This window comes from Novacetimonas sp. GS1 (assembly GCF_036686925.1).
Classification (GTDB): Bacteria; Pseudomonadota; Alphaproteobacteria; order Acetobacterales; family Acetobacteraceae; genus Novacetimonas; species Novacetimonas hansenii.
The window spans coordinates 25,284-41,438 of sequence record NZ_VSZP01000001.1 but is presented as its reverse complement, the minus strand read 5'-3'; the positions used below and the strand labels follow the sequence as shown (position 1 = coordinate 41,438).

Below are 16,155 nucleotides of genomic sequence, written 5' to 3'. Positions count from 1 at the left end.
CGGTTCGCCCAGAAGGGGGGGCGCCGCTGCATGCCCTGCGGCGCATGATAACAGCGACATTCTGGCGTCATGACATTGCGTCGTACGATGCCATGTTTCTATCCGTCAGGCGAAGTGTGACGTATGGGAGTGCCCTAGCAGGCTGTCGGATTGGGAATTTTTGCGTAACAGCATTGCTTAATATTATGAAAATCTAATAGACTTTTCGACACAAAGAACAGAAATATGTTTTCATACGTTATGAATGATGTCTATTTTAGCGCCCAATCCAACAGCCTGCTAGAAACTGTTTAAAAGTGCAGGCGCGATAACATCCTGAAATTATAAAGATTTTTGGTGAAGCTTTTTCTAAAAAGCTTCAGAAGATGCCGCCTTTTTTCGATGGAAAGGCGGCACCCAGAAACTTTTCTTATTTTTTAAATAATCTCTTGGTCTTTGGCAGGACGATCCTGATCTTGGCGTGGGTTTCTTCGTTTACTGCCATGAGTATTATTATATATATTTCTTAATGGAAGTTTGAATAATAATTGTCTACACCAACTGAATGGATACGACGGTATCCTAGTGACACAAGAAAAGCGTCGATCTGTGCATGTTTTTCGACATCATCATCATTGAATATCAGTGCTTCGATTTGCAAAACGCAATTATTATTACATAAAATGTTATGCATTCCACGCAGTACAGCGAACTCAGCGCCTTCTACGTCAATTTTAGCGAGTATTATATGGCCTGAGAGATCTAGGAGACTATCCAGTGCGCGTGTAGAAACCTTTACACAATTAGTATGATCTTGATTTTCAGGAACAATACCGACGCCCCCGCGATTTTTACCGGGATGCAGTTTTGAGGGGAAGAAAAAAGTTTCCCCATCTTTGTCTGAAAGAGCAAAGTTATGTGTCTTGATAAAAAATTCTGGATCATTGAGGAGTAGATTTGCCTGAAGTTGACGATGATTTATTTCGTCCACCTCAAATGCAATAATTTGATCAAAAACATTTATTCGGGACATATGAAGGGAATACAAACCGAAATAGGAACCAATATCAAGAAATACCTTTTTTGATGTATTTCCATGGAATCCGGATGCAATTTCTTTCATATAACTTAACTGTTTTTGTTCCCAAGCTCCATTATAAATAATCTCATGATCGACTAATGACTCTTCATCCAGCAGCAGATTCAGTCCGTCTCGCTGATAAATCTTAAAATTTCGACCTGTATTTGGAATGGATGTCGCTATAGCTGTTGTGTGCGCATAATTGGCTTGACGCTGTAGAGTGATACTGTCGATCCGAATGCGCGATCCTGCTGCGGTAGATACGCGAAATTCAACCTTGATATTTGTGGTGGGGTTTGAAAACTCGATCTCTGCAATTTTTCCTGTGCCTGGGCACAGGGCAGATGTCCCTAGGGTAAATAGGCCCATCTCTGTGGAGACATCACATGTAGATTCATTTTCTCCGGCTTCGAACATGCCATTGAACACAACTTTCCAAGATCCGGAAGGTATATCCACGTATGGTCCCCACAGTAACGTGGCGGACTGTTCGATGTTAGTACCGTTTTTTATTTTATCTATATCAATATATGAGTGAAAATCATCAGAAATATCGAAAGAAATAGTCGTTTTAATTTCAATAATATTCACATTATCCAGATGTTATCCAGATTTTATCTGGATCTGTGATTGTCTTGTAAATATTTATGGCTTTTTTTTTACAAAAAGCAACATTCGCCCGCCGTGCAGGTTGTGAACCTGCACGGCGGGTTGTGCCTTATGGGCTGTCTGCATTCAGCGTAGCCCAATCATAGCGCATGCGAGGTGGACGAAGCCCATGAAGCCCATGAAGGCTGTGAGTGTCTTTTCGCACCGCAGGGCGATTCTTCGGAAATGTTTGAGTTTATTGAAGAAGCACTCGATCTGATGGCGTTCTTTGTAGAGTCTCCACTCTATTGGCGGAACGATAGCGCGAGTGGGATTGGCCCTGATCTGAGCGGTTGCACCGAGTTCATCAGCAATGAAGGCGCGCAGAGGATCAGCCTCATATGCGGCGTCGGCGATGACGTGGCCGACGATGCCCTGCAAACCAGACAGGAGCGCCTCTGCCTGCGGTCGATCGCCATATTGTCCCATCGTCAGATGAATGCGTAGCGGCAGGCCGATCGCATCGACGACCGCGTGGAGTTTGGTCGTCAATCCGCCACGCGACCGACCGATGGCGGCAGCTTCAGCCCCCCCTTTTGCGCCCGTTGCATCAGCGTGGACTTTCTAAATCGTGCTATCGATCAGGACATATTCAAAGTCGGGCGTATCGGCCAGGGCATGAAACAGCCTCTCCCAGACGCCCGCATGCGACCAGCGCCGAAAACGGGAGTGGATTGTGGTCCATTCGCCAAAAACCTCCGGTAGATCGCGCCAGTGGGCCGCATTGCCGGCCATCCACAGGATCGCCATCTACGAACAGCCGATTATCGGCCCCGCTCCGCCCGGGCAGTCCGATCCGGCCGGGAAGATGGTTTTTGAGCCGACTCCATTGCTCGTCTGTCAGTGTCCGTCTGCTCAAGGCTAGCCCTCCATGGACAGCCTTGAATCAGAACTTCAATCCAAGTGGAATCCCTGAATGCAGACAGCCCCTAACGAATGATGCGACGGCGCAACTGCGCCACGTCGCGCACCGCACCATGCGATGCACTGGTGGTCAGTGCGGCATAGGCCTGCAACGCGGTGGACACGACACGGTCGCGGTTTGGCTGCCATGCCTGTTCGTCCCGCTCTTCCATGCGTTCGCGGCGTGCGGCCATTTCGGCGTCACCCACTGTGGTGCGCAGAACGCGTGCGGGGATGTCGATTTCGATGGTGTCGCCTTCCTCCAGCAGTCCGATCAGGCCACCTTCCGCCGCCTCGGGGGAGATGTGGCCGATCGACAGGCCCGAACTGCCGCCCGAAAACCGCCCGTCTGTAATCAGGGCGCATTTTTCAGCCAGCCCCTTGGACTTCAGATAGCTGGTGGGATACAGCATTTCCTGCATGCCCGGACCGCCCTTGGGCCCTTCGTAACGGATGACGACCACGTCGCCCGGCTTGATCCTGTCGCCAAGGATGGCGGAAACGGCGTCGTCCTGGCTTTCGAAAATACGTGCGGGACCGGTAAAGGTCAGCAGGTTCGCCGCAACGCCCGCTGTCTTCACGATGGCCCCGTCCTCGGCGATATTGCCGAACAGGACGGCAAGCCCGCCGTCACGGCTATAGGCATGTTCGCTGTCGCGGATCGCGCCTGTCGCGCGGTCGGTGTCCAGTTCGGTGTAGCGGCTTGCCTGTGAAAATGCCTGTGTCGTGCGGACACCGCCGGGGGCGGCGCGAAACAGGGTGCGCGCGGCATCGTCCACGTCCGGATTGCCAATGTCCCATTTCGACAGTGACGTGCGCAGGTTGGGGGCATGGACGCTTGGCACGTCATCATGAAGGAGGCCCATGCGCATCAATTCGCCCATGATGGCCGGAATGCCGCCTGCGCGATGCACGTCCTCCATATGGATGTCAGAGCGCGAGGGCGCGACCTTGCACAGGTTCGGCACCCGGCGCGACAGGCGGTCGATATCGGCCATGGTGAACGCGACTTTGCCTTCATGCGCGGCGGCAAGCAGATGCAGCACCGTATTGGTCGACCCCCCCATTGCGATATCGACGGACATGGCATTTTCAAAGGCAGCCAGGGTCGCAATCCCGCGTGGCAGGGCGGTGGCGTCATCATGTTCGTACCATTGCCGCGCCAGTTCGACGATGCGTCGCCCGGCCTGAAGGAACAGGTCGCGCCGGTCGGCATGTGTCGCAAGCAGGCTGCCATTGCCGGGCAGGGCAAGGCCGAGCGCCTCGGTCAGGCAGTTCATGGAATTGGCAGTGAACATGCCAGAGCACGATCCGCAGGTCGGACAGGCAGAGCGTTCGATCTGCTGTGACTGGTCATCGCTGATGCGGGTATCCGCCGCCGCGACCATGGAACTGATGAGGTCTACGCGCCGCTCGACGCCTTCGTTCAGGATCTTTCCTGCTTCCATCGGCCCGCCAGAAACGAAGATCGTGGGGATGTTCAGCCGCATCGCCGCCATCAGCATGCCCGGCGTGATCTTGTCGCAGTTGCTGATACAGACCAGTGCGTCGGCGCAATGCGCGTTGACCATATATTCCACCGCGTCCGCGATCAGTTCGCGCGACGGCAGGCTGTAGAGCATTCCGCCATGGCCCATGGCGATGCCGTCATCCACGGCGATGGTGTTGAATTCCCGTGCGACCCCCCCGGCTTCGGCCACTGCACCGGCGACAAGCTGGCCAAGATCCTTCAGATGGACATGACCGGGCACGAACTGCGTGAACGAATTGGCCACCGCGATGATCGGTTTGCCGAAATCCTGGTCCTGCATGCCGGTCGCACGCCACAGGCTGCGCGCACCGGCCATGTTGCGGCCATGTGTCGTGGTGCGGGAACGATAGGCAGGCATCGGTAAACCTTTCTGCGGTATGTGGGACAGCCAGTGACGATACAGCCAGTGACGATATGGATATGACTACACGGCAATTACAGGACCGCACAGTTCCACGCCACCCCGTTGTTTCACGCGGTGCGTGTGGTGCGAAAGGGGGTGGGGGGATGTGTCCCGCAACTCTGTGCAATGGCAGGCGTTTCGGATCAATCCGGAAGAAAGGGCAGGCATGACCGATACAGGCAATCGAATCGTACGCACACAGCCATCCCCCCCATCCCGCCAGGGGCGTGCGGTGCCCCCCGTGCGTGCGATCCTGGCCGGCAGCCTGTGTGTCGCGGTGCTTGCGTTGGTCATCTTGTGGTCATGGGACTGGTTCATCCCGCTGGTTGAACGCCGGGCGGGGGCTGCGATTCATCGCAAGGTCACGATCGCGCATCTGCATGTCCATCCCGGCCGGGTCATTCGGGTCGGGGCGGATGATGTGCGCATCGAACAGCCTGCGGGTTTTGACGACCTGCCGCCATTTGCCACGGCGCGGCGTCTGGATGTTTCCATCCGCTGGTGGCCGCTGTTGTGGGGGGGCGGTCTGGATCTGCCGCTGATTGCGCTGGATACCCCGGTGGTGGAAATCCGCGAACGCGCGGATGGCAGCACGAATTACGATTTTTCCGCCCCCGACACAAAACCCGATCCCGGCACAAAGGGGACGAAAACGCCAGATGCGGCATCAGCGGCAGTAAAGGCAACAGGGACAACGGGGACGTCAAAGGCGGATGGCGCCACATCAACCACCACCGCACAGCCGGACGCCATGACAGGAGGGGGCACGCCGTCAAAGGGGGCGTCGGCCACCACGGATGGCGACGCCACGACAATCCCGCGTATCGGCGCGATCCGTATTGCCAACGGGCAACTGCATGTCGTGCATGCCGGATTGCATACCGACATGCGGGGGGCGGTCCGCACGACCGACCCCGCCAATGGGCAGGATGCCCGCCTGCTGGTGGATGCGCAGGGTACCTATGTCCGGCAGGCGATAACCGGGCATTTTTCCGGCGGGACACTGGTATCGTTGCAAAATCGCACGCAGCCTTATCCGGTTGACCTCGATATACGCCATGGCGCGACCCGCCTGACCCTGCGTGGAACCATTGATGATCCGCTGACCCTTGCCGGGGCACGCCTGCGGCTGTCCCTCGCCGGACCGGATATGTCGCTCCTATATCCTCTGACGGGGGTGGTCATCCCGCAGACCCCGCCCTATCGCGTGGTGGGAAACCTTGATTACAGTGCCGCGCATATCCGTTTCCGCGACCTTGATGGGCATGTCGGCTCCAGCGATCTGGGCGGCAACCTGTCGATTGACCCGCACCAGGCGGTGCCGTTCGTGGATGCTGACCTGCATTCGCGACGTGTGGACCTTGCTGACCTTGGTGGTTTTTTCGGCGCGACGCCGGGGGACAAGCCTTCCACCGCGCAGCAGCAGGCAGAGGCCCGCGCCCATGCCAGCAGTAATGCCGTGTTGCCCAGCACGCCGATCAACATGCCAAGGCTGCGTGCGACGAATGTGCATTTCGCCTATCACGGGGATCATATCGAAAACCGGCATACGCCGTTGGACAATATCGATGTGCTGGCTGATATCCGTGACGGCGTCATTGATGTCCACCATCTGAATTTCGCGGTGGGGTCAGGCACTCTGGCCAGCAATGGCACCTTTACCCCACATGGTGACGCGGTGGAGGCACGGATCGGCATCGACCTTGTGCGTATCAACCTGTCGCGCCTGATGCAGGCTGCCGGGCGGTTCCAGGGGAGCGGCATCTTTGGTGGTCATCTTGCGATTCATGGGACGGGGACCTCGCTTGCGGGTATTGTCGCCAATGGCGATGGTGGCATGACGGTCGCGCTTGACCAGGGGGGAGATATTTCCGCCGTGCTGCCGGATCTGCTGGGACTGGAACTTGGCAAGGCGTTGCTGTCCATTCTTGGATTACCTGCCAAGACCGACCTCAAATGCATGGTCGCGGATATGCCGTTGCGGCAGGGGGTGCTTGATACGCGCACCTTCCTGATCGAGACGGGCGACACCCGCACGGTTGGCAAGGGAAGCCTCGATTTCCGCAACAATACGATTGATTATGCCCTCAGCACGGATTCACGCCATTTCGCGGTGGGCTCCTTTCCGGGGACCCTGCATATTACCGGTCTGTTGAAAAAACCTTCCATCGTGCCGGGCACGGAAACGATCGCCCGTGCGGTGGGGTCTGTCCTGCTTGGCGTGGTGACGCCGGTGGCGCTGCTGCCGACGATTGAGGCCGGGGTGGGCAAGCAGTCATTGTGCGCGCAGGCCATCCGGCAGATGCAGGACAATCCTGCGTCGGGCAAGGCGCCGGTTGCGGGGCGTCCGCAGGCCGCAAGACGCCATCAGGCCGCCGTGGGCCGACGTGGCACGGGTAAACAGGCGACAGCCACACGGGCAACAGGCATACGGGGGGCGGGGCAACTGAGTGCTGCCGAACGTGCCCGGATCCGGGCGGTCTGGGCCGCGCGCCTGAAGGCAGGGCATTGATCCATGATGGTATGGAATCCCTGCTTGACCATACGTGGCGATATAGGCAAAAAGAACGCCGTGGTCCCATCGCGGGCCGGACAATGGGGCGGCACATGGTCGTTCCCATCGTGACACTGCCCTGTCCCCAGGGTCAGTTGCCGGGTTAGCACAGCGGTAGTGCAGCGGTTTTGTAAACCGAAGGCCGGGGGTTCAAATCCCTCACCCGGCACCATAGTTTCAGTGAAAACAATGCATTAGGGATAGCGCACTAGGCGCATACAGCGCATGTGTCGCTTATAACCCCGGCAAAAAAGCCGTCATACCAGACAAGCTGAATCAGACAGTCGGTGTTCCGGATTCGTTTCAGCGGACGACATTCGGCGACCGCATCCCCACAAATGGGGTGACTGGCGCGTGCGGGGTACATTGCCCTACGCTCCAGTTCTCGACCAGTTTCCCCACCCGATCCCGCAACGCCCGCCGATCCGCGATCAGCCGCGCCGCCTCCTGATGCCGCGCGTCGTCATTCTGCGCCAGCAACTCCGTCTCGTAACCGACCTGCCGAGACATCTCCACGTCCGGCAGTGACGACAGCGGGGCATAGGCGACCGGCAGGCTGACCTGCTGCGTGCGCGTCCGGCTGGCCGATCCCTGCAGGCCAACGGTCGGAGCCGTGGTGATCGCGCCGACCGTGAACTGTCCGGACTGGGTAAACGACCCGGACAGCTCCAGCGTCACGTTGCCCGCAATCGTGCCGATGACCGGATCTGACGTGCGCTGGCTGCACTGGGCCGCACGCACGTCGCGCTCGAACCGCGCGGCCTGTCCCGGCGTCCAGTCGGCAGCGTGGGAGACGGACACTGCCCCGGCCTGCGCGAGACTGGACTGGATGCCCGCCATGGCCGCAGGGATCGTGGTCTGCACGCGTGGCTGACTGACGCAGGCGGACAGGGCCAGCAGTCCGGCCAGCAGTGCCGACCTCATGCCGCACCCCGCAGATACGCATCGTTGGCGGCGATCAGCGCTTGCCAGATGTCCTTGGTCGCGGGCATGAGCTGCCGCCATGCCAGTCCGTGTGCCTCCATGATTCGGGACCGCAGCCAGCGCCATGTGCCCCGCTGTTTCGCGCCCCACGTCAGTAGCGTAACAAGGTCGGTATCGTCCGTGCCGGTATAGTCCCAGCCCAGCAGGCAGTGACCGCCCGCACTGCCCGGTGTCGGATCGCCATGACCGGCAGGCGTGTCGGTGTCCCACACAGGGGCCAGCGCGCCGGTCTCGTCCTGCCACATGTCGGCCCTGGCCAGCCGTACGCCCAGATAGACCGCCGACAGATCTGCAATGATGTTACGCAGGCCATTTTCGTCGCCGGGATCGGCGCTGCCCCATATGGGAAACAGGGTCTGGTTGGTGACGGCGTACCCGGATCGCTGGGCTGTGGTCAGCACATCGACCTCCACGCCACCGTTGTCCGTGGCTGGATTGCCGGGCACATAGCCGGTGGACAGGGAATAGAACGCCTCGGCCTGCGCCGTGGTCACGTCCACCTGAAACCTATTGAGCGCCGCCGTGGCGCGGGCATGGTTGCCGATCCCGGCCGACGTGCAGTCCCCCAGCAAGTCATTTCCCAACATCAGCGGGGCAGGATCGATACCGGTGCGGATCAGGCGCGCCGGAGCCTGTCGGGCCAGAAAGCCACGCACGACGGAAAGCATGGGCTGTCCCGGACGGATTTCCGCCGGGCGACAGCCAAACTTGCGCAAGTTCGCAAGCCGGGGGCTTATTTCGTTCATTTATGACCGATTTATGTTGACATTCGCGCATATGTGCGCGATATTGTGGACATGAAAGCCGCTGACCTCCTCGCCCGTCTCCGCCGCCTCGCCAACAAGACTGGCTGGGACATGACCGAACGTAAGGGGAAGGGGTCGCACATCGTGGTGCGGCTGAACGGCAAGTCGACGGTGGTATCGAACCATCGCGGTGACATGGCCACCGGCACGTTCCGCAAGATCCTCAAGGATCTCGGGCTGACCGAAACCGATCTGGAGGTATGAGGATGCTTTACGCTTACCCGGTCGATCTGGAGACCAATCCAGACGGCACCATCACGGCTTCATTCGAGGGACTGCCCGGGGCGACCGATGGCGCAACCCGGGAGGAGGCACTGCGCGAGGCCCAGGACCTGCTGGTCACGTCACTGTCCATCTATGTGGACGATGGTGCGGCCGTGCCCGTGCCGCCAGCGGCCAACGGTCGCCCGTTGGTCTATGTGCCCATGCTGGAAGCGGCCAAGCTGGCGCTGCATACGGCCATGCTGGAGAACAAGATCAGCAACGTGGAACTGGCGCGCCGACTGGGCGTGGCGGAATCATCCGTGCGTCGCCTGCGCGATCTATTGCATGAAAGCAAGATCGGGCGCGTCGAGGCCGCCCTTCATGCGCTTGGACGGCAGGCGACAGTCGAGGTCCTGGAGGTTGCGTGATATGGCCCCGCATTACTCCAGCCCTCGGTCACGTAACTGCGCCGCCATATAAAGCGCATGCAGCTTGAGCGGGATCGTGACCAGCAGGCCGATGAGGACGATAACGCTGCCCGCACCGGCCATCACGCCCTGCACAAACGGCGTCATCCCGCCGTCATCCCGCCGTCACCCCCAGCACCTGGAGCGCCTGCTGCACCTGCGCCTTGGACGGCGGGACGGCAGTCGCAGCCATTGCCCCGACGTTCCGGCGCGTGGCCACACTGTCCAGCACGCCCTTGAACGCCGACACGACCGTGCCCAGCGCGGACAGGGCGGTATTGGCGTTGGACAGATCTGCGTTGGACACCTTCGTGGACGCCCCGGTGATTGCGGCGGTCAGGTCCGTCTGCAACGTGGTCAGGCCGGACAGGATACTGTCCACCCGGGTTTTCCAGTTCGTGTCGTCGTAGGTGATCGTCAGCGTGGATCCGGCCGCCGTGGAAAAACTGGTCAGGGCGGTGGATAGCGCCGTGTCCGCCAGGCTGATCACACCCACGGCAGGCGTGCCGATGGCGCTGGCCACGGCCGCGATGCTCAGGACGAGCGTGACCGCGTTCAGGCCCGCCTGTCCGTAGTCCTTGATCTCCGCCACGTTCAGGGTGACGGTCGTGACGTTGCCGGTCGTGCTGACGGTGCAGGCCCCGAGCGCGGCAGCGGCGGCGATACCGGCGCCAAGACCGAGGAAACCACGGCGGCCGGTGGCGAGGTTGACAGGGTTGTTCATGGGCGAGTTTTCCAGTCTGGAAACGCAAATAGCCCACCCGTCCCGGCAGGCCGCGCGAAACGGCCATTTCTGCGTGGAAACGGGTGGGCTATCTGTCAGGTGTCAGGACGTGCGTGGTCCGGCGTCCAGTTTACAGATCGGCCGGTTCCGGTTGACAGGTCAGCGCGCGGGCTGCCCCGGCACGGACGGATGCGGCACGCCGACCGTGGCGCTCGCCGCAGGCGTGGCCGTCGCCGCGGGCTTCGTCGCGATCGCGTCCTTCAGGTCCGTGATGCCCGTCAGAATCTTGGTCAGGGCGGCGTCGATGGCGGCCAGATCAAGGTTCGGCGCAGCACGGGCGATGATCGTCGGGACGATCGCCTGCAGCAGGTTGCCCGCCAGGGCGATATCGGCCTGAGTTGCGACCGTGTCGCCCTTGCCGAGCGCGGTCTCGATCAGGTTTTCGAGGGCGGGAATAGCGGTGGTGGTGTCGGTGTCGGCCATATCTGGCGTCTCCATATGAAAAAACCGCCTCTCGGGCGGTTGGGGGATGGTGATGATTGATCCGGGAGCGGCCAGTCAGCCGGGCGGCGACGCGCGCGCCGGCGGCCTGCCCGGGCGGGTCGAGCCCGGCGGGACGTCGAGCAGCTGCTCGACTGCCTGGCGCGGCACGGTGGCCGGGACCATCGCGGCTTTCTTGCCCGGCTGGTAGGCGGGCAGGTTCCAGCCACGCGCCTGGGCGATGGCGGTCACGATTGTCCAGACCACGACCCAGCGGGATGCGGGATCAGGTGGCCGCCAGAACCGTGCGATCAGGGCGCAGGTGGAGATCAGGAACGACACGATCACGGCGATATCGCGGGCGTATTGCGTCGGGAGCATCGACAGGACGTCTTGCAGAAGTGTGGGTGGATCCATGGTCATGCCTCGATCGCCTGCTGGAACAGGGCGATATGCGTGCTGTCCGCAGCGCCCGCGCCCAGCGACGTGTTGTAGTTGGATTTCCAGTACCGGCATTGCCCGGCCGCATCATCGGCCGCAGGCAGTGGCCCCGGCGCACGGTAATATTTCAGCCGCGCCATGGCGCAGGCATAGGGCAGGTTGCCCGGAAGCTGGGACACCCGCGCGGGCCATTGGGAGGCAAGGTCCAGCACCGCCCCGCGCAGGGAGGCCAGACGCGCATCCGACAGGAACGTGGCCCAGATATCGTCATGGGTGAAAGGTTCCATCTGCCACAGACCACGGGCCGGGCCGGTGCCCCCCGCCACGACCTGCGCGACGTAGGTCAGGCCGCTTTCTACCAGCGCCGTGCCGGTCATCAGGTTGACCGCCGCATCCCCGTCCAGCCCGATATGTGACAGGGCAGGGGACACGATCGTGCGCTTGAACTGCGCCACGCACAGGCCGGTCATTGCAGCGCCCCGATGACATGATGGTGGTGCAGGAACGGGACGTTGGCGAAGAAATAGTCGTCCCACGTCTGGCTCGACAGCAGGGTGCCCCCGACCATGGCCAGCAGCGTGAAGATGATCCCCAGGACGGCGGATCGCTTTTTCCAGCGGCTTTCGGCAATCCGCGCCTTTGTCAGCGCGTCCTGGTCCAGCCGGTTCCGCTCTTTCTGCGCGCCGGTATGTTCGGCAAGCTGGTGGGTCAGGCCCTGCATATCGCGTGACTGCCGATCCAGCGCCGATGACATGGCCGTATATTGGGCCTGCATTTCAGCCCGGAGGGCCCCGACCTCCCGACGGGTGTCGTCAATCTTGCCGTCAGCACTGTTGCGCCAGCGTTCGAGGAAGCCAATACGTTCCCCATGGTCATCAAGGATGTCTTGCACATCCGGATCTTCGGTCATCTTTGTTCCAGGCAATAAAAAACCGCCCCAAGGGACGGTGATGGCAGGCGCATATGGCGGGCGTATATGACAGGACATGATCCGTGCAGTGCGCCGTCAGGTCGTGGGGGTGCTCGCCGCAGCCGTGGTCGCCGCCTGTGTCGCGGTGGCTGTCGTGGCCGTTGTGTCCGTGGTCGTTGTTGTTGTCGTGGGCGTGGCCGTTGTCGTTGTCGTTGTCGTTGTGGACGTGGGCGTTGTGGTGGCCGCTGTCGTGGTGGCTGTGGACGCGCCATAGGTGCTGCCGATCGGGTATTTGCGATCGGGGTCAGCGATGGCGGTGGTCCCGGTTGGGGGCGTCCATGCGGATGCGCCGTCCCATTCGACGTTATCGACCACGTATCCGGTCGGATGCGCGCTGGTCGCGGCCGTCAGGTAAACGGCATAAGTCTGCACTGTTGTGGTTGTCATGAATGTTCCCCATCACGGCGGAAATGCGCCGGTGCTGTTGAGTTTGATTTTGCAGGCGATCCCGGATCACCCCCATCGCCGCCGCCAATCCTGTGCATCCGCACATCACCCGGCCGCATTATGTGGATCGCGCGCGGTGGGATGCCCCACACCCGCGCCCGGACAGGTCCGCGCCATGACATGCCGTTACGGCAGCCATTTGTAATAAAACTGGCCTGACGCACCGTTACCGCCCGCATACGAATTCCCGGTGAAGCCGGAGTCATACGCGCCCCCGCCACCCGCACCGGGGGCGGAACCGGATACACCGCCCAGATCCCCCGACCGTGCGCCGCCCACGCCCCCCGGCCCGACACCCCCGGAACCGGAGAGTTGCAGCGCCCCCGATTGCCCGTCCAGTCCGCAATTCCCGCAATCATTGCGAAACGTCCCGGACACGTCCGACGACCCGGCAGTTGCGCCACCACCGCCCGCAGTATTGGTGACGGACGCCACCTGACCGGGAAATCCGCTGGGCAGCGATTGCAGCGTCTGGCCTGCGCCATTCACGCACGATGTCTGGCCGCCGCGATATCCATTCCCCGAACTGGCATTGCCCGCACCACCAGACCCGATCGTGAAAACGAGGCGATCGCCGGGGGTTACGGTATAAATCCCCTCCATGATGCCGCCACTGCCGCCGCCTGCGCCGGAAAATGTCTGCGACGTGGTGGTGGCCGAACATCCCGTTGCGCCCGCACCCGAACCAATCCCCCGCAGGTAAACCCGCGTCACACCGTCCGGCACCACAACGGTGGTCGAGGCACTGACCTGAGAGAGCGCCGAGGACGCCAACGCCAGCGCGGAGAGCGGAGCAAACAGCGCCCGCAATGCGGCCAGGACCTGTGCGTTGTTGGTTTTGTCGGGTGTGAGCCCCCCAGCGGTCACGATCGAAATCAGCTCCTCTTGCTGGATGTTGAACGCATCAGCATCAATAATGCTGGGGTCCTGACCACCGACAACGCCGTTGGTCGCGTAACCGGGTGTGCCGCTGTCGGCCGCAGGGGCAGGAAGCGCGGCAACCTGTGTGCCGTTTGCTAATCTGTACATTATCTCTCACCTGAATAATTGAACAGGACTGTGGTATGGGCGGGCGCACGGGCCTTGATCTCGCATTCCAGGACCAGGTTGCCCCACGTGCGGTAACGGTCACCGAACTGTGCCGCGCCGAACCGGGCGGAACTGATGGTTACGGCCGGGGCGTTGACCTGCCAGACATAGGCCCACGGCGCGCCGTAATAACGGGTCCCGAACCGGGCCATGCCGAAGCGGGCCGGGGCGAATTGCGTGATCGTGATCACGTAGCCCAGCGCCGCCGCGAACTGGATGAAATAGGCGACCGACGCGCCGCCGTTATCGGTCAGGCGCGCGACCACCTGGTTGCGACGCAGTTCGATGGTGGGGCTTTCGCCCGCGCACGGATCGGGCAGGCCCAGCGTGGCCTCCCATTCCGGCAGCAGGTTGACCGTCGACGCCGGGAAGGCGTCCGCGATCAGGTTGCCCGCCGCCTGCGCCGCGCGCTGGAATGTCGGTGCCCAGACGGTTGCCAGCTGATAGGGCATGGCATCCGGGTCACGCGACCAGATCCGGCCACGCGGCAGCAGGCTGAGGAGTGCGCTGCGGAAATCCGCAACGCTGTAGACTGGTGCTGCCATGGATCACGCCGCGAATGTGATGGCGCCAAGCGTCGGCATGGCGCTGGCGGTGGCGCCCGTGACGGGGCCGGTGGGGGATGCGACCTCGAACGTGTCGAGGTCGAGGGCGGAAAGCGCTTCCTCCCAGTTGTTCGGGCTGATCGTGCCGCCGGGGGAGGACAGTCGGCGGAACATGTCGGCCAGGGCCGTAGTGATCGCCGCCTGATTCGCCGTCGTATTGCCGGTGCCCAGATCCGTGATCGCGAAATCCGTGGGCTGCGCGACCGGGGCCGAAGCAATGACCAGCGCCGTGACCGGCTGGTCGGGCAGGATCGCGTTGGCAACCGTCAACTGATCGCCCGTGGCCGTTGTGTATCGATTTTCACCCGTGGCGCAGCCGTCCGTGCCGACCGGGAATCCACCGGTCGCGGCGTTGGCTTCGTCCATCATGAAAAACACGATGACCGTGCCGTCGCCCATGCCGTTGGGCAGGCACCACGCACGGGTGACGCCCGACACGGCCTCGGCCCAGTCCACGTAATCCTGCCTTTTGCCGTCCTGCCCCTGCGCCTGGTAGGCGTCGATCACCCGGGTGCGGTAATCGTCCTCATCCTCGACGTCCGCGCCGCTCTGCGTAATGGCCGCGACCGTGCCGCTGGTCTGGATGCCTGCGACCGGGCTGGACAGGGTGACCGTCGTGCCCACCGCGACGTTGCCGCCGGCGCCGGTCGTGGATGCGGTCCAGCTGACGGTCGTGACGCCACCGGACGTCACGCTGTCGGCCGACGCTGTCGCGGTCGCACCGCCGAGCAGGATCAGTTCGGTCCCGGCCGGGATGACCGCCGTGCCGGTAGCAGGGAAAGTGGCCGTGCCGGATGCCGCCGATGCTCCCTTGCGGTACACGCCCTTGAGCGTGCCCCAGCCCGCAAGGAACTCGTCTGTCGCGGTCCACGGCACCGACTGCAGCGACACCCAGTCGATATAGCCGTACTGCAGCCACGTCAGCCCGGCGAGGACCATGGACAGTACATACAGCACGGAAAACCGCAGGACGGCCGTAACCCCGGGGATGCCGCCGCTGATGACGTCCTGCAGGGCCTGCTGGCGCAGTTGCGACAGGGTTGGACGCGGATACGCCATTCAGGTCAGCCCCTCCCAGGCCCATGAGAATTTGAAAACCCGTGGGCTGCTGTTGCCCGGTTCGGTGATGGTGACGCTGAATTCGGCCATGGTGCGCACGGTGGCGTTCCACCAGGCGGAGACGGTGACGGATGTCGCCACGCCGTCGGTGACCAGCCATTGCAGGGCCTCGCGGCAGATGTCCTCGATCTCACGCGGGATGGCCCGCGTGCCGACCTTGACCGCGCGCCGCAACTGCCACAGGCGTGATCCGATCGGCAGGTCCGCGAACGCATCGCCCCACCACCCGCGCCGGTCGGCCGAGGCGGTGCCGATCGGTCCGGACGGGGACGCGATGCCGGCCGCCGTGTCATCGGATGATGGCTGCTGCGGGGCCACGCGGTCTGTGAAAAGCGAGACCATGACCGCCGATTTTAGGGGGTTGTCGAGGGCCAGGTCGCTGGACACGATAGGCCAGTCGCCGCGCGCCGCGCGGACGTTCCAGGTGACGGCGATGTCCATTTGATATCCAACAACATTAATGGGAAAAGATAATGAGAAATAAAAAAATAAAAGAAGAAGGTAGATACACTTTACTTCTAAAAGGAACCGCATCCGGAAAAGGAACGTTAGATGAATTATTTGATGATGTTAAAATTATAATTCCAGAAGAAGGGAGAGTTAAGCGCGTATGGTCGGAATCGAACCCTAGAATATACTGCATTGATTGCTCAAAAGAAGAGTATATGAATCTTGTATTTGTATATGGAGAAGAGCCCGATAAATATAAATGATATCTAT

At 61.2% G+C, this 16,155-nt stretch carries 19 protein-coding genes, 1 tRNA gene and 1 pseudogene; 5 read left to right on the top strand and 16 right to left on the bottom strand.

Annotation, left to right across the window (positions count from 1 at the left end):
• Positions 1–505: 505 nt before the first annotated feature.
• The 3 genes and pseudogenes from FYB92_RS00285 to ilvD form a co-directional block, all read right to left on the bottom strand.
• Entirely contained in the window at positions 506–1,651 is a 1,146-nt protein-coding gene (locus FYB92_RS00285) for an FkbM family methyltransferase (RefSeq protein WP_332828010.1), read from the bottom strand.
• Between the two features lie 144 nt (positions 1,652–1,795).
• Positions 1,796–2,567: pseudogene (locus FYB92_RS00280) on the bottom strand (IS5 family transposase).
• Between the two features lie 70 nt (positions 2,568–2,637).
• Entirely contained in the window at positions 2,638–4,500 is a 1,863-nt protein-coding gene (gene ilvD, locus FYB92_RS00275) for a dihydroxy-acid dehydratase (protein WP_075594850.1), read from the bottom strand.
• A 211-nt stretch (positions 4,501–4,711) separates the two neighbouring features.
• Between ilvD and FYB92_RS00270 the strand changes: the two genes are divergently transcribed.
• Both FYB92_RS00270 and FYB92_RS00265 read left to right on the top strand, forming a co-directional pair.
• Entirely contained in the window at positions 4,712–7,057 is a 2,346-nt protein-coding gene (locus tag FYB92_RS00270; protein ID WP_332828009.1) for an AsmA family protein, read from the top strand.
• A 139-nt stretch (positions 7,058–7,196) separates the two neighbouring features.
• Positions 7,197–7,271, top strand: a tRNA-Thr gene (locus tag FYB92_RS00265).
• 131 nt (positions 7,272–7,402) lie between these two features.
• Here FYB92_RS00265 and FYB92_RS00260 read toward each other — a convergent pair.
• Together FYB92_RS00260 and FYB92_RS00255 are read right to left on the bottom strand one after the other, a co-directional pair.
• Complete coding sequence (locus FYB92_RS00260; RefSeq protein WP_332828008.1) at positions 7,403–8,023, bottom strand: hypothetical protein; 621 nt, start codon at positions 8,021–8,023, stop codon at positions 7,403–7,405.
• A complete protein-coding gene (locus FYB92_RS00255) occupies positions 8,020–8,829 on the bottom strand; it encodes a hypothetical protein (protein WP_332828007.1) in 810 nt (269 codons plus the stop codon). The genes FYB92_RS00260 and FYB92_RS00255 overlap by 4 nt, the downstream gene beginning before the upstream one ends.
• A 51-nt stretch (positions 8,830–8,880) precedes the next feature.
• Here FYB92_RS00255 and FYB92_RS00250 point away from each other — a divergent pair, with 51 nt between their 5' ends.
• Positions 8,881–9,093, top strand: a complete 213-nt coding sequence (locus FYB92_RS00250) for a type II toxin-antitoxin system HicA family toxin (RefSeq protein WP_332828006.1) — start codon at positions 8,881–8,883, stop codon at positions 9,091–9,093.
• Positions 9,094–9,095: 2 nt separating this feature from the next.
• Positions 9,096–9,521, top strand: coding sequence for a type II toxin-antitoxin system HicB family antitoxin (locus tag FYB92_RS00245; RefSeq protein WP_332828005.1), 426 nt, complete (start codon positions 9,096–9,098; stop codon positions 9,519–9,521).
• 12 nt (positions 9,522–9,533) lie between these two features.
• Here FYB92_RS00245 and FYB92_RS00240 read toward each other — a convergent pair whose 3' ends face one another.
• The 11 genes from FYB92_RS00240 to FYB92_RS00190 form a co-directional block, all read right to left on the bottom strand.
• Complete coding sequence (locus FYB92_RS00240; protein ID WP_332828004.1) at positions 9,534–9,668, bottom strand: hypothetical protein; 135 nt, start codon at positions 9,666–9,668, stop codon at positions 9,534–9,536.
• A 7-nt stretch (positions 9,669–9,675) separates the two neighbouring features.
• Complete coding sequence (locus FYB92_RS00235) at positions 9,676–10,284, bottom strand: hypothetical protein (RefSeq protein WP_332828003.1); 609 nt, start codon at positions 10,282–10,284, stop codon at positions 9,676–9,678.
• Between the two features lie 159 nt (positions 10,285–10,443).
• The gene (locus tag FYB92_RS00230; RefSeq protein WP_332828002.1) at positions 10,444–10,767 is read right to left on the bottom strand and encodes a hypothetical protein; all 324 of its coding nucleotides are present in this window, start codon (positions 10,765–10,767) and stop codon (positions 10,444–10,446) included.
• 75 nt (positions 10,768–10,842) lie between these two features.
• Entirely contained in the window at positions 10,843–11,187 is a 345-nt protein-coding gene (locus FYB92_RS00225; protein WP_332828001.1) for a hypothetical protein, read from the bottom strand.
• Entirely contained in the window at positions 11,184–11,675 is a 492-nt protein-coding gene (locus tag FYB92_RS00220; protein WP_332828000.1) for a hypothetical protein, read from the bottom strand. Before FYB92_RS00220 ends, FYB92_RS00225 begins: the two co-directional genes overlap by 4 nt.
• On the bottom strand, positions 11,672–12,115 hold the full coding sequence (locus FYB92_RS00215) for a hypothetical protein (protein WP_332827999.1): 444 nt from the start codon (positions 12,113–12,115) through the stop codon (positions 11,672–11,674). The genes FYB92_RS00220 and FYB92_RS00215 overlap by 4 nt, the downstream gene beginning before the upstream one ends.
• A 96-nt stretch (positions 12,116–12,211) precedes the next feature.
• A complete protein-coding gene (locus FYB92_RS00210; RefSeq protein ID WP_332827998.1) occupies positions 12,212–12,562 on the bottom strand; it encodes a hypothetical protein in 351 nt (116 codons plus the stop codon).
• Positions 12,563–12,748: 186 nt separating this feature from the next.
• The gene (locus FYB92_RS00205; RefSeq protein WP_332827997.1) at positions 12,749–13,651 is read right to left on the bottom strand and encodes a hypothetical protein; all 903 of its coding nucleotides are present in this window, start codon (positions 13,649–13,651) and stop codon (positions 12,749–12,751) included.
• A complete protein-coding gene (locus FYB92_RS00200) occupies positions 13,651–14,256 on the bottom strand; it encodes a putative phage tail protein (RefSeq protein ID WP_332827996.1) in 606 nt (201 codons plus the stop codon). The genes FYB92_RS00205 and FYB92_RS00200 overlap by 1 nt, the downstream gene beginning before the upstream one ends.
• Positions 14,257–14,259: 3 nt before the next feature.
• A complete protein-coding gene (locus FYB92_RS00195; protein ID WP_332827995.1) occupies positions 14,260–15,375 on the bottom strand; it encodes a baseplate J/gp47 family protein in 1,116 nt (371 codons plus the stop codon).
• Complete coding sequence (locus FYB92_RS00190) at positions 15,376–15,876, bottom strand: phage GP46 family protein (RefSeq protein WP_332827994.1); 501 nt, start codon at positions 15,874–15,876, stop codon at positions 15,376–15,378.
• Positions 15,877–15,908: 32 nt separating this feature from the next.
• Here FYB92_RS00190 and FYB92_RS00185 point away from each other — a divergent pair, with 32 nt between their 5' ends.
• On the top strand, positions 15,909–16,148 hold the full coding sequence (locus tag FYB92_RS00185; protein WP_332827993.1) for a hypothetical protein: 240 nt from the start codon (positions 15,909–15,911) through the stop codon (positions 16,146–16,148).
• Positions 16,149–16,155 lie beyond the last annotated feature (7 nt).